This window comes from Sediminibacterium roseum (assembly GCF_009939005.1).
Classification (GTDB): domain Bacteria; phylum Bacteroidota; class Bacteroidia; order Chitinophagales; family Chitinophagaceae; genus Sediminibacterium; species Sediminibacterium roseum.
The window spans coordinates 99,354-112,295 of sequence record NZ_JAACJS010000002.1 but is presented as its reverse complement, the minus strand read 5'-3'; the positions used below and the strand labels follow the sequence as shown (position 1 = coordinate 112,295).

Genomic DNA, 12,942 nt, shown 5'->3' with positions numbered 1-12,942 from the left:
TCGTTTTTAGAATGGACAAAAGTAGTGAATGATCAGCTTTTTGCCACAGATTTCACAGATTGACACAGATGTGTGCAAACACGCCGAACCGGGGGCAACTACAGGCGTTTGTAGCCGCGCAATACAACTAAAAAATCCTGCCACCAATCGTAGTTCTTTGCGTAGAGCTGATCGGCTTTTTGAGAAAGCAGGGCATTCGATGTTTTTTCACCCGGGGAAAGGATGCCCGGTTTCAAATGCGGGAGACTCCCCGAAGGATGGCCGTAGCCCACCCATGTTTTTGATCCCTGCAGAACACTTAAGCTATGTTTGAGGAAAAGGACGGGATGCGGGTGAACAATAAAATGAAGCGGGAAAACAAGCAGGAAAAGCGAGGCCAATATTACATCGAGCAGTCGCTTCATTCTTTTTTGATATGGATGGGCGATGCGGAAATCGATCTCGGGAACGATCATTTCTTTGCCGGGCGCGAGTGTTTGGCTTCCGATCATGCTGTTGGTTCCGGCCGTATGAAACAGGAAACGTTTGTTTTGTTTCGATACGCTTTCCGAAACTGCGATGATGCTGCGCATGCTGTTTTCGCCGATGCAAAAAATGATACGGCTTATCGCGAAACTTTTTTCAAGGGAAGAAAGTTCATCAATGTTGCACAGTGCGCCTGTATCGTTCTTGCCGATAGAGATCCTTCCCAGCGGTTCTGCATGCAAAGTGGATAACAGCAAACGTTTTATTTCAATGTATTCTTCTTCCGATGAAACAACAACGGTTTGTCCGCCGGCTTCTTTTTCCGCAATGAGTAAAGAACTATTTGATGCGATCAATACCTGCCTGAACAAAAGCAGCAGCAAGGCAGCCATACATCCGCCGCCCAGGATCACACCGCGGGAAAAGCGGATGTTTTCAGGAAGCAGGGAATAAACGGCGAGCATACAGATGGTGGCAAACGCAGTGCCGGCAAGCATCCTGGAAGTTTTGTATCTTCTTTCGTATACGCCCGCCAATGCTGCCATCATTACGAAAAGAACGGAGAACAATGGCATCGCCCAAACTACAAAAGGAACATTGAAGTCTTCTCCGTTACGGATCTTGCTGATCCAGGAAAAACGCATGGATTGCAGTGATATAAAAACAAGCGCACCATCAACCAGCGGAAGCAGCACCGGCTTCACTAATTTTACAACCGCCGCAATCAGTCCGCGTAATGCAATGGCCATGGAAAGGAAAACAGAAAATATTTTAGCCGCTCCTGCGTTGTAATGTTTCTTTACAAAAACGAGCATGGCATGGTAAAAATGTTTTACACGCAACAGGCTTTGCGTGCGTGAACTCTCGCCTTTGAAATGAATGATGGAGGTGCGTGAAAAATATATATTGTTGTATCCCGCTTTTTTAACACGGTAACTAAGGTCAACATCTTCGCCGTATAAAAAATAGCTTTCGTCAAAACCGTTCAGCTGTGTCAGCAGCGTTTTGCGTACGAACATACATGCACCTGCAAGCACATCAACAGGGTGATCGGTGTGTTCATCAAGATAACCCAATGCATACCTGTTGAAGGTGCCGGACCGCGGGAAAACAGCACTGAGCCCGCTCAGCTTGGCAAACGAAACCCATGGCGAGGGAAACGAACGCTTGCTTTCGGGCAGAAATTTTCCTTTGCCATCGATCATACGCACACCGAGTGCGCCGGTGGAGGGGTTTTCTGAAAAATGACCGATGCATTTCTGCAGCGTATCTTCTGCGATCAGTGTATCGGGATTGAGAAACAACACGAGTTCGCCACTGCACTGCGCCAGCGCGAGGTTGTTGGCGCGGGCAAAACCGAGGTTTTCCGCGCTTTCGATGAAACGTACAAACGGGAACAGTGGCGCGAGATAGGCCACACTGCCATCGGAAGAGCCATTGTCGACCACGATCACTTCCGCCTCAATACCCGCCATGGCCCGCTCCAGAACAGAAAGGCACTGCTCAAGAAAGTAGCGTACGTTGTAATTTATTATGACGATGGATAGCTGCACGGAAACACGGTTCGGGAATTCAAGATACAAGGATAAGGAACAGGAAACAAGGAGGATGGAAACAGCAATTTGATACATGCGCAGCTTCAACAATCCAGGTCAGCCGTCTTCTCCTGCAGCCGATGTCCAATAGCTAGCCGCTAATTTCCTACTTTTGCAGCATGATGTTAAAACAAACGCTACTCAAAGCCTCGGAAGCCGGCGCGGCCGAACTGAGCCGGTTTTTCAATGGTGAATTCAAGATCTCGAACAAGGAAGGCATCAACAATCTCGTTACAGAAGCCGACCACGCCGCAGAAAAAGCGATTTTTGAAGTGATACAACGCGAGCATCCCGATCATTATATATTGAGCGAGGAAACGGGTGAGATCGTGATGGATTCTTCGTACAAATGGATCATCGACCCGATAGACGGAACCGTGAATTTTGCAAACGGCATTCCCATCTGTTGTGTAAGCATTGGCTTGGAACACGATGGGCAGATGATCCTGGGCGCGGTGTACAACCCGTTCCTGAATGAATTGTTCTTTGCCCAGAAAGGCTTTGGCGCAACACTGAACGATAAAAAGATACAGGTGAGCGATGAAACAGAACTGATCAAAAGCTGCCTGGTTACCGGTTTTCCCTACACTTACCTCGACGCGCCAAACGGGCCCCTGCAGGTATTCGAGAAGCTCATCCGCAAAGGCGTTCCGGTGAGAAGGCTCGGCAGCGCGGCGATAGACCTCTGCTGGGTTGCCGCAGGCAGGTTCGATGGTTTTTACGAGCACAAACTGCAGGCATGGGACAGTGCGGCAGGCTTCCTTATTGTAGAAGAAGCGGGTGGAAAAGTAACGGATTTCAAAGGCGATCATTATTCGCCGTACCAGCCACACATCATCGCAACCAATGGAAAGATCCACGATGAGCTGGTTAAGGTGGTCAATGGCGGGGAGCTGTGAGCAGGAAAAGCGGCCCCGGTCAAAAAAATAAATCGTACTTCGTAACCCGTAGTTGTATTCCGAAAACTGTATATAATGGAACAAAGAACTGAAATAGCAGAATTGGGCGAGTTTGGGCTGATCGAACACCTTACCAAAAACTTCGAAACACACAACGCATCAACAGTAATGGGTGTTGGTGATGATGCGGCGGTGCTTGATCATTTCGGGAAACAAACAGTTGTTACAACCGACCTGCTCATAGAAGGTATCCATTTCGATCTCATGTACACACCGCTCAAACACCTCGGGTACAAAGCCGTGATGGTGAACCTGAGCGATGTTTATGCAATGAATGCCACGCCCACGCAGATCACGATGAGCATAGCGATCAGCAACCGTTTCAGCCTGGAGGCGCTGGATGAATTTTACGAGGGCGTTTTCATCGCCTGCGAAAAACATGGTGTTGACCTGGTAGGGGGCGATACTTCATCGTCCAACAAAGGCTTTATCATTTCCGTCACCGCGATCGGCGAAGCCAATGCAGACAAGATCGTAAAACGCAGCACCGCCGCAAAAGGCGACCTGATCTGTGTTACCGGCGACCTGGGCGGCGCCTTCCTGGGGCTCACCCTGATGGAAAGAGAAAAAAAGATCTACCTCGAAAACCCGCAACTACAGCCGGATCTCGAGAACGAAGACTACATCGTTGGCCGTTTGTTGAAACCCGAAGCAAGAAAAGACATGATCGAGTTCTTTGAAAAGAACGATATCCTCCCTTCGGCAATGATGGATGTGAGCGATGGCATCAGCAGCGAAGTCTTGCATTTATGCAGGCAAAGCAACCTGGGTTGTGTGATCTACGAAGAAAAAATACCCGTGTCTGAAGCGAGCCGCAAGGCCGCCTACAAATTCGGCCTCGACCCCACCGTTTGCGCGCTCAATGGTGGAGAGGATTATGAATTGATCTTTACTTTAAAACAGGAGGACCACGACAAGATCACCCTCAATGAAGAGATCAGTGTGATCGGTTACATGACAGACATAACCGATGGCTGCAAGCTGCTCACCAAAGGCGGCAATCGTTTTGACATTACAGCGCAGGGCTGGAACGCCTTTCAGAAATAATTTTTTATGGTGCGGTATGGAATTGTTGCGATCGGAATTGTACTGCTCGGCGCCTGCACCGCCACGCAAAAACCATTGCGCGCACTTCCCAAAAAAAGCGCCGCCGCGCTGAAGAGCGATTTTGTTTTGTTTCAGAAAATACTGGAGGCCAACCACCCAAGTTTGTATTGGTACACGCCCAAAGACAGTATGGATCTTTATTTCAGCCAGGGCATCAACAGCATCAGCGATTCGATGAACGAGGTTGAGTTCAGGAACCGCGTGGCCTGGGTGGTGAGCCGGATCCGCTGCGGGCACACAACCGTTTTACCTTCCAAAAAATTTCCAGCAACGCAATACCGCTTTCCTTCTTTTCCATTGTACCTGAAAACATGGGAGGACAGTTTGGTGGTAATCGGCAACCTGTTCCAGAAAGATTCCATTTTCAAACGCGGTACCATCATCACCGGCATCAATGGAAGAAGCAACCAACAGATCCTCGATTCTATTTTCCAGTTCATTTCTTCTGATGGCAATGCGTTCAATTACAAGAGCCAGGTACTGAGTGGTAATTTCCCGGTCTGGTACAAAAACATCTTTGGGCTCGACAGCAGCTACCGCGTTTCCTACATCGATTCAACAGGGAAGGAGGCGATGGCGGTATTGAAAAATTTCAGGCCCGTTGCCGATACATCGAAACGCGCAAAACCGGGCACCATCACCGTTCCCTTCAAAAAACCAACACGCCGTGAGATCCGCCGTGCACAGTTGCTTGCAAAAAGAGTGATGGTGATCGATACCGCATTGAGCACGGCCATCATCCGGCTAACAACTTTTTCGAGCGGGCGGCTGCGCACTTTTTTCCGGCAATCGTTCAGGAAGATCAAAGAACAAAAAATTGAGCACGTGGTGCTCGATCTGCGGGAGAACGGCGGCGGCGATGTTTCCACGAGCATTTTACTTACAAAATACCTGAGTGATCATCCCTTTAAAGTAGGCGACAGTGTATTTGCCATTAGCCGAAAATTCAAATACCATAAATACATACACCCAACATTGCAATACTGGCTCGCGATGAATTTTGGCTCTCGTAAAATGGAAGACGGCCTGGTCCATTACCGGCGCTACGAACGGAAACTGTTTGAGCCGAAAAAGAAGTATCACTTCGATGGGCAACTCACGCTGTTACAGGGCGGCTACAGTTTTTCTGCAACCACCATGTTTGTCGCCAACCTGAAGGGACAAAAAAACACGACCGTTGCCGGGGAAGAAAGTGGAGGTGGTTATTATGGAAATTCGGCGATGTACCTTCCAACGATCACATTACCCAATTCAAAGATCCGCATCAGTTTGCCCATGTACCGTTTGGTGATGGATGCCTCAAGGCCGAAAGGCAGGGGCATTATTCCCGATCTTCCGATCCCGCCTTCGGTACAGGCAATCAGGAATGGAACGGATGTGAAACTGTTTACCATACATGAGCTGATCAGGAACGGTAAGTTATAGGCCGGAGGGGGATGAAGCGATCCTTGTCCGGCGATCCATTCAACCAGTTCAGCGATTATTAATATTTCCTAAAGCGCAGAAGGTTTAGTTTTGCAGTGTTCATGTTAACTGCAAAAACACAAATACGGATGGTTGCCTGTTTGCTGGCCGCATTCGTTTGTGCACATGCGTTCCCTCAAACCGCCGATAGCGGTTTACAGAAAACCGATTCTGTTGTAAAAAAGAGACTCGTTTTAAAACCCACTACAGATTTCGACCAGCGCTTTTCATTCATCGGCGGTGGTGGTGTGAACATATGGGGTTACCGTGTGGGTGTTTTGGTGAACGATAAGTTCAAAACCGGTATCGGCGGCTATTTCCTGCAACAGGAAACATCGGGCATTCGTGTAGATGCCGATGGGATCCCGTTCAACCAGTTAAAAAAGAGCTTATACTTCGGTACCATCTATTATGAACCCTATCTCTTCAGGAGAAAACGTTGGGAGATGAGCATGGTGTTTGAACTCGGATACGGAAAAGCGGTGCTCGATTCCACGAACAAGATCCGCGGGCGTTTTTTGACCAAAACAGAAAAGCAGGTTTTTATTCCGGCGGGTATGGGCTACTCGGTAAATTTTATCATCCCTGATATCAGGCACCTGCATTTTCTCACCTACATGGGCCTCAACGGCATGATCGGGCTCCGCAAGGCCGTTTTTGAGAGCGACCTGAAATACAATTTCGACGGCTGGTACTGGAGCATTGGTACCGCCATCTTCCTCGACAAAATTTTTGCAGATATCAAGAACGGCAGAAAAGCAAAAAAGGCCGCGAACGAATAGCTGCTGTTCCGGTAAGCATTAGTTGGTAACGAGCCCCGTAACTTCAAGCCCTTCGTTCAGCATCACCAGGTTTGCGGATGCTCCCTCTGTAATTGTTCCTATCGCATCGTCTTTCTTCATAACCTGTGCGGGATAGAGGCTTGCCATTTTCAATGCTTCGCCCAATTCAATGCCAACATGGTTCACCAGGTTGCGTACACATTTTGCCATTGTTAATGCAGAGCCGCTGAGTATTCCGCCCGCTTCGTATTTGTCGCCGGCAAGGTAATGCGGGTATGGGCCACTGTCTGTTTCGGTTACTGCGTCGGTGATGGCAAAAAGGCGCTCGTTCAATATTTTTTTTGCGATGCGAACGGCAGGAAAATCGACGTGGTAGCCATCGGGCACAATACTCGTCATTGCTTTGGGGTGATCAAAGATCGCGCCCACCATACCCGGCGCTCGATGCTGGAATGCGCTCATGGCATTGTACAGGTGCGTAGCCGTTTCAATGCCTTCATTGAATGCGGTGGTGGCTTCTGAATAGGTGGCATTGCTGTGCCCGGCAGAAATGATCACGCCATAGGAACGTATCAATTCAATAACTTCTTTACTACATACCTCTGGTGCGAGTGTGATCATGGTGATCACACCTGCCCCGTACTCGAGCAGTGCCCGCGCCTCTTCAACGGTGGGCGGGTGAATGAATGATTCTATGTGCGCGCCTTTTTTTGCCGGGTGTATCCATGGGCCTTCTATGTGCAGCCCCAGGCAGCCTTTGCCACCTTCGCTCCAGTATTGTTTTACCGCATCAATGCACCTGTAAAAAACTTCGTGCGAGTTGGTGGCCGCCGTTGGTTGAAAATGAGAGGCGCCGCCTTTGCTGCAATAGTCATACAACAAATGCAAGGATGCCGCTTCGGGATAAACCGAAACCAGTTTTCCGTACGCCCCGTAGATCTGTACATCAATAAATGCGGGTGCAATGATGTGGCTTTCTTTGCAGGGGCCTTCTTTTACCACAGCTGCTTCTACGATGCCGGCTATCTTTCCGCCGGCAACGGCGATCGCTTTACCGTAGAGCCATTCGTTACCGGTAAATATTTTTTCTGCCTTGTAAAACCTGGTTTCGCTAGTGTTCATCGCCCGGAATGATTTTAAAATGATCCGCATCTTTCCAGAAAGGAAATTTTGTGCGCACCTGCTCTATCGTTTCTTTTTCAAGTGTGATGGTAAAGATGTCTTCATCGTTTTCCTTCTGATACAATACTTCTCCCAATGGGTCAACCACCATGCTTTCGCCGCTGTATTCAATGTTGTTGCCATCGTTGCCAACGCGGTTCACGCCTATTGCAAAACACTGGTTCTCGATGGCACGTGCGGTGAGCAATGTTTTCCAGGCATGCGCCCTTCGCTGCGGCCAGTTGGCAACGTAGAGCAGCACATCGTACTCGGGCTGTTCGCCCGGTTGTTGTCTTGCCCAAACGGGAAAACGCAGGTCGTAACAGATCATCAGGTTGATCTTCCATCCCTTAACCTGCGCGATCAGGCGTTTATTGCCTGCTGTGTATTCCTTGTCCTCTCCTGCAAAAGCAAAGCGGTGGCGCTTATCGTAAACGCCGGTCTTTCCATCGGGCAGCACCCAGAGAAGCCGGTTGTAATAGTTCCCGTTTTCCGAAACGATAATGCTGCCGGTAAGGATTATTTTTTTTGCTGCCGCGATGTCTTTCATCCATTGTACCGTTTCGCCGTCCATTTGTTCGGCGAGACCGGCGGGCCGCATGCTGAAGCCGGTGGTGAACATTTCGGGCAATACAACTATTTCCGTTCTTTCTTTGATGCCCATGATCTTCTCTTTGAGCATCGCAAGGTTGGCAGACCTGTTTTCCCAGTGTAATTGGGTTTGTATGATGGTAAAAGTAAGTGTAGACATGTGGCTGGTGGTAATTCGTTCTTGCGAAAACGATGGCTGCGGGCCATTGGTTATGGTTATGGCGCAAAGTAAGCGATAAAAACGCATGCGCCGAAGCGGGGCATTAATGAAACCTGTAACTCACCATCACCGAAGCATATTGCTGCGGCTTGGTTTGGGTAACCGTTTCTTCCGACTGGTGCACAAAGGAAACATTGGTGGCCCAACGACCCTCTGAATACACCACTCCAAGGCAATACTGTAACATGATCCGCTCCGGATCCCTCAATACCGCAGCGCCGCTGCCCTTGCTGAACAAACCACCCTGTACGGTTGAATTGTATCCCTGCAGGATGAATTGCGGGTACGCATAAAAAAACAACTCGTGTTTCCTGCGCGTATCCGTTTGCCGTGCCTGCACACCCGCTCCCCATAGCGTGCTGTTCTTGTTTTGTTCAAAAGCGCCAATGCATAGATAGGCGCCGAGATTCGCATTGGTATAATTCATACCCAGGTTTGCCTGGAGAACAGGCACCAGTTTTACCAGGCTGCTGTCTTGCAGCAATGTATGCGCATACATGATACCCAGGTCAAGGCCAATTGCGTTTTGTACCTGGTATTTCCATCCTTGAAAACGGGCATAATCGAGCAGGTCGTGGTAACCGTTCTGTACGGTTTCGCCAAAAGAGGCGCGGCCTACCTGGCCTATGCCGGCATGGTACCGCAACACATCATCGCTGCCCGTGGCGAAAAACGTTTCTGAAAAGGTAAGGGAAAGATAACCGCAATACGGGCGGTCTATGTCTGCCGGCCCCGCTGTTTTCCTGATCAGCGGTGTAAAGATCTTCTGCACCAGCGACCAGTCCCTGGTCATTTTACGTCCCTTCCTTTCTTTTGCTGTTTTGAGTGCGAAAAAAAATCCGTTCGTATAATACGCGTCGTTTTTACGGAAAAGGTAGGCATCGTTCTCCGTGGTGAAAGAGAATTCTCTCGAATACACTTTCTGCTCTCCTGTTTGAGCGGATGTTGTATTGAGGAGCAATGTGGCCAATAGCGGTATCAAAAAAAATCTGCGCATGCTTTCGTCTTCCGATATTACTGATTATTCTTTATTTCCTGCCCTTATCACCGCCAGCACCTGCCGTATGGCCGGGCTCTCAAACCCGCGTTGCATAAGGAACGCCATTGTTTTTGCTTCGCGGGTGATGTATTGTTCGCCTTTCAGGCTTTTCCATTTGGTGTCGGCGAGCTTGCGGAGGGTTGCCAGATAATCTTCTTCCGCTATCTCCTTCATGGCCCGTTTTATATTGGGCTCGCTCACCCTTTTTTGCCGCAAAGCATGAATGATCTTCGTTCTGCCCCATTTTTTCTGCCTGAAATGTCCGCCGGCAAACAACACCGCAAACCGTTCTTCGTTCAGGTAATCTTCTTCGATGAGCCTTGAGAGCAGGATCTCCACGTCTTTTTTTACCAAACCCATGCCAAACAGTTTCTCCCTCACCTCGTAATGACAGCGCTCACTGTACCCGCAGTAATGCTTGATTTTAGGATAGGCCAGCAACGGTGTAAGGTTCTTTTTGAGTGTTGTCACTTATTTGATAATAGTTTATATTTACAAAGGTCCCCGGTTTCTTCCACTATCCTCTTTAAAGTAACAATATATTTTTAAAACATGCCACACGCGAAGCACATCGTATGCCTGATAGATGACGACAACATCTATCAATACACCGCGCGCGTGATCCTCGAAGCCACCGGGCTCACCAAGGAGATCCAGTCGTTCTACAACGGGAGCGATGCCATCAATTTCCTGAGCCACCCGTCCAATTTCTCGGCAGAGACCCTGCCGGATGTGATCTTTCTCGACATCAACATGCCCATCATGGATGGATGGGCCTTCCTGGACGAATTCAACAAGCTGTACAGCCGCCTGCCCAAAAACATCCTGATCTACATGGTAAGTTCCTCGGTAAACAGCAGCGACATGCAGAAATCGCGCTCCTACAAAGCCGTAAGCGATTACCTGGTGAAACCCGTGAACAGGAGCAAGTACCAGGAGTTGATGGAAGCCCTGTAGCAGCCGCCCGCCGTGAGCCATGCGTCACGGGGTTTTACCGGAACCATCCCAAAGCTCGCATCCAGGTAAATGTGAATAACAACCCTGATTTCTCCCCGGGAATTTTAACCATTTTGCGTTAGGTTTGTTGCGAACCTAAATTCTGTAGAATGAAATTTATTGTTTCGTCCTCTTCCCTCTTAAAACACCTGCAGCAGATCAGCGGTGTGATCAATGCGAACACGGTTTTACCGATACTCGAGGACTTTTTATTTGAGATCAACGACAAAAAACTCAACGTGGTAGCTACCGACCTGGAAACGGTAATGCGCGTTCAGATGGATGTGGAAAGCAAGACCAATGGCAAAGTGTGTATCCCGGCCAAGATCCTTATGGATTCTCTGAAGAATATCGCCGACCAGCCGCTTACTTTCAATATTGACAAAAATTTTGCGGTAGAGATCACCAGCGACAATGGTAAGTATAAAGTGATGGGCGAAAACCCAGACAACTTCCCGAAGGAGCCGGCGGCGGATGATACCACCGGTTTTACCATGACCAGCAGCGCTTTGCTTACCGCCATCAACAAAACCCTGTTTGCCGTGAGCAGCGACGATCTTCGTCCGGCCATGACGGGTGTATTTTTCGAACTTACCAAAGACGGCGTTCAGTTTGTAGCAACGGATGCGCACCGCCTGGTACGATACAAGAGAACAGATACCAAGGCTTCAAAAACAGATTCGTTCATCGTTCCCAAAAAACCATTGAACCTGTTGAAGAACGCTTTGCCCGATAACGATGATGAGCTTACGGTTAGCTACAACAGCAACCATCTTTTCGTAAATCATGGATCAACACAGATGATCTGCCGGTTGATCGATGCGCGTTTCCCGGATTACAAAGTGGTAATTCCGGCAGACAATCCATACGCACTTATCGTAAACAAAGGCGATTTCCAGAATGCGCTCCGCCGTGTGAACGTGTTCTCCAACAAGAGCACCAACCAGGTGGCACTCAATATTACCGGCAGCGAATTGCAGATGGCTGCGCAGGATGTTGATTTCAGCTTTGAAGGTAATGAGCGCATGAATTGCCAGTACGACGGGCAGGATCTGCAGATCGCATTCAATGCCAAATTTCTCATCGAAATGCTCAATGCCGCAGATACGGATGATGTTCGCATAGAATTGTCAACCTCCACCAAAGCCGGCCTTATCAAACCAACAGAACAACAGGAAGGAGAAGACCTCCTGATGCTCGTGATGCCTTTGATGTTGAACAACTAAAAAAGATCCTGGCTTTTAAATTATAGAATGAGACCGGCTAAACGCCGGTCTTTTTTTATTCACCCCGCAGCAACAAGAGCGGGAGCCTGTGTATCATGTGCATACACCCCAGCGTTCATTTCCGTACACTTCAACAGTGGCCGGAACTCGCTATCGATTGATTATGAATGAATTATCGTTTTGGCACATCCTTTAAAGTAAGATTGGCACGAAACGATCATCAAACATTAAAATCATAGTCATGAAAACTTCAAACACACTTACCGGGGGCACACAGATCATCAACACACTTAACAACACGGTAGTTGGCGCGCCGGTGGTAAAACCAGGTTCTTCTTTTGGCACCGCCGACCTGTGGAGCATCCAGCGCAGCAGGAGAATAAGAACCGTGAGAAAAGTTGTGTTCAATTAGGGAGCAATGGTTGAAAAAAGCATCGCCTCACGGTTGATAGCTTGCTGCTTTTTGCTAACTTGATGTTCTAACCACGGCTTACATGTTGCAGCACATCATCGATTACTTTGATCATATACCGAGTACGCACCGCGCACTCATACTGGCCGGGGGAATCCTTTTTTTCTGGCTGATCGAAGGTGTGATCCCTTTATTCGGTTTTGGGTACAACAAATGGAAACACGCTTCTACCAACCTCTTTTTTACGGTTACCACGATCGTTGTCAATTTTGCTTTTGCCTTATTGATCGTAAAAACAAGCGACTGGGCCGTAGCGCACAGGTTTGGGCTGCTCTACCTTGTTGATATGCCGCTCTGGGTTTTCCTGCTGGCAGGGTTGTTACTGCTTGATCTGGTTGGCGCTTACTCCGTACATTTCATCGAACACAAAATAAAGTTCATGTGGAAGTTCCACATGGTGCATCATGCGGATACGCATGTTGATACAACGACCGCCAACCGCCACCATCCCGGTGAAAGCGTTTTCCGCGCTGTGTTCACGCTGCTTGGCGTGATCGTTTGCGGCGCCCCCATGTGGCTGGTGATGATGTACCAGAGCATAAGCGTTGTACTTACCCAATTCAACCACGCCAACATACGCCTGCCGCTGTGGCTGGACACCGCGATCAGCTGGGTGCTCGTTTCTCCGAATATGCACAAGGTTCACCACCATTACGTAAGGCCACAAACAGACAGCAATTATGGCAACATCTTCTCTGTGTGGGACCGCCTTTTCGGTACATTCAATTATACACCCGTTGACCAGCTGCGTTATGGGCTCGATGTATTGGATGATGCAACCGACGAGAACATTCCCTACCAACTCCGCGTTCCCTTCAACAAAAAAATAAAAACGGATTACTGAGCGATTTAATTTTCTGCTGGT

General features: G+C 48.7%; 13 protein-coding genes. 8 read left to right on the top strand and 5 right to left on the bottom strand.

The features are described from left to right. Window positions 1-98 precede the first annotated feature (98 nt). Entirely contained in the window at window positions 99-2,018 is a 1,920-nt protein-coding gene (locus GWC95_RS00385; protein WP_161816688.1) for a glycosyltransferase family 2 protein, read from the bottom strand. A 161-nt stretch (window positions 2,019-2,179) separates the two neighbouring features. On the opposite strand from GWC95_RS00385, the gene GWC95_RS00380 reads away from it, so the two are divergent. The 4 genes from GWC95_RS00380 to GWC95_RS00365 all read left to right on the top strand — a co-directional run bounded on the left by GWC95_RS00380 (window position 2,180) and on the right by GWC95_RS00365 (window position 6,372). Further along, the gene (locus GWC95_RS00380) at window positions 2,180-2,959 is read left to right on the top strand and encodes an inositol monophosphatase family protein (RefSeq protein WP_237722012.1); all 780 of its coding nucleotides are present in this window, start codon (window positions 2,180-2,182) and stop codon (window positions 2,957-2,959) included. 75 nt (window positions 2,960-3,034) lie between these two features. After that, a complete protein-coding gene (gene thiL, locus GWC95_RS00375) occupies window positions 3,035-4,066 on the top strand; it encodes a thiamine-phosphate kinase (protein WP_202630178.1) in 1,032 nt (343 codons plus the stop codon). Window positions 4,067-4,072: 6 nt separating this feature from the next. Further along, window positions 4,073-5,551, top strand: a complete 1,479-nt coding sequence (locus GWC95_RS00370; protein WP_161816687.1) for a S41 family peptidase — start codon at window positions 4,073-4,075, stop codon at window positions 5,549-5,551. Between the two features lie 128 nt (window positions 5,552-5,679). Beyond that, window positions 5,680-6,372 carry a hypothetical protein gene (locus GWC95_RS00365; RefSeq protein ID WP_161816686.1) on the top strand — a complete coding sequence of 231 codons (693 nt, stop codon included), beginning with the start codon at window positions 5,680-5,682 and terminating at the stop codon, window positions 6,370-6,372. 18 nt (window positions 6,373-6,390) lie between these two features. On the opposite strand, the gene nagA is transcribed toward GWC95_RS00365, so the two are convergent. From nagA to GWC95_RS00345, 4 genes are all read right to left on the bottom strand, one after another. Continuing rightward, a complete protein-coding gene (nagA, locus tag GWC95_RS00360) occupies window positions 6,391-7,494 on the bottom strand; it encodes an N-acetylglucosamine-6-phosphate deacetylase (RefSeq protein ID WP_161816685.1) in 1,104 nt (367 codons plus the stop codon). After that, window positions 7,484-8,284, bottom strand: coding sequence for an amidohydrolase (locus tag GWC95_RS00355; protein ID WP_161816684.1), 801 nt, complete (start codon window positions 8,282-8,284; stop codon window positions 7,484-7,486). Before GWC95_RS00355 ends, nagA begins: the two co-directional genes overlap by 11 nt. Window positions 8,285-8,387: 103 nt before the next feature. Then, window positions 8,388-9,341: a lipid A deacylase LpxR family protein gene (locus GWC95_RS00350; protein ID WP_161816683.1), complete on the bottom strand. Its 954-nt coding sequence runs from the start codon at window positions 9,339-9,341 to the stop codon at window positions 8,388-8,390. 24 nt (window positions 9,342-9,365) lie between these two features. Then, window positions 9,366-9,854, bottom strand: a complete 489-nt coding sequence (locus GWC95_RS00345) for a regulatory protein RecX (protein ID WP_317164058.1) — start codon at window positions 9,852-9,854, stop codon at window positions 9,366-9,368. Window positions 9,855-9,935: 81 nt separating this feature from the next. Here GWC95_RS00345 and GWC95_RS00340 point away from each other — a divergent pair, with 81 nt between their 5' ends. The 4 genes from GWC95_RS00340 to GWC95_RS00325 all read left to right on the top strand — a co-directional run bounded on the left by GWC95_RS00340 (window position 9,936) and on the right by GWC95_RS00325 (window position 12,921). Continuing rightward, window positions 9,936-10,340 (top strand): response regulator, encoded by a 405-nt coding sequence (locus GWC95_RS00340; RefSeq protein WP_161816682.1) that lies wholly within the window; start codon window positions 9,936-9,938, stop codon window positions 10,338-10,340. Between the two features lie 149 nt (window positions 10,341-10,489). Beyond that, entirely contained in the window at window positions 10,490-11,605 is a 1,116-nt protein-coding gene (gene dnaN, locus GWC95_RS00335) for a DNA polymerase III subunit beta (RefSeq protein WP_161816681.1), read from the top strand. A 241-nt stretch (window positions 11,606-11,846) separates the two neighbouring features. After that, the gene (locus GWC95_RS00330) at window positions 11,847-12,017 is read left to right on the top strand and encodes a hypothetical protein (protein ID WP_161816680.1); all 171 of its coding nucleotides are present in this window, start codon (window positions 11,847-11,849) and stop codon (window positions 12,015-12,017) included. Between the two features lie 82 nt (window positions 12,018-12,099). Beyond that, window positions 12,100-12,921 carry a sterol desaturase family protein gene (locus tag GWC95_RS00325; protein ID WP_202630177.1) on the top strand — a complete coding sequence of 274 codons (822 nt, stop codon included), beginning with the start codon at window positions 12,100-12,102 and terminating at the stop codon, window positions 12,919-12,921. Window positions 12,922-12,942: the final 21 nt, after the last annotated feature.

Excerpts from the sequence above, each read along its gene's own strand:
- GWC95_RS00325 (WP_202630177.1), top strand. The coding sequence starts at position 12,100 with ATGTTGCAGCACATCATCGATTACTTTGATCATATACCGAGTACGCAC.
- nagA (WP_161816685.1), bottom strand. The coding sequence starts at position 7,494 with ATGAACACTAGCGAAACCAGGTTTTACAAGGCAGAAAAAATATTTACC.
- GWC95_RS00340 (WP_161816682.1), top strand. The coding sequence starts at position 9,936 with ATGCCACACGCGAAGCACATCGTATGCCTGATAGATGACGACAACATC.
- GWC95_RS00380 (WP_237722012.1), top strand. The coding sequence starts at position 2,180 with ATGATGTTAAAACAAACGCTACTCAAAGCCTCGGAAGCCGGCGCGGCC.
- thiL (WP_202630178.1), top strand. The coding sequence starts at position 3,035 with ATGGAACAAAGAACTGAAATAGCAGAATTGGGCGAGTTTGGGCTGATC.
- GWC95_RS00355 (WP_161816684.1), bottom strand. The coding sequence starts at position 8,284 with ATGTCTACACTTACTTTTACCATCATACAAACCCAATTACACTGGGAA.
- GWC95_RS00365 (WP_161816686.1), top strand. The coding sequence starts at position 5,680 with ATGGTTGCCTGTTTGCTGGCCGCATTCGTTTGTGCACATGCGTTCCCT.
- GWC95_RS00370 (WP_161816687.1), top strand. The coding sequence starts at position 4,073 with ATGGTGCGGTATGGAATTGTTGCGATCGGAATTGTACTGCTCGGCGCC.
- GWC95_RS00350 (WP_161816683.1), bottom strand. The coding sequence starts at position 9,341 with ATGCGCAGATTTTTTTTGATACCGCTATTGGCCACATTGCTCCTCAAT.
- dnaN (WP_161816681.1), top strand. The coding sequence starts at position 10,490 with ATGAAATTTATTGTTTCGTCCTCTTCCCTCTTAAAACACCTGCAGCAG.
- GWC95_RS00330 (WP_161816680.1), top strand. The coding sequence starts at position 11,847 with ATGAAAACTTCAAACACACTTACCGGGGGCACACAGATCATCAACACA.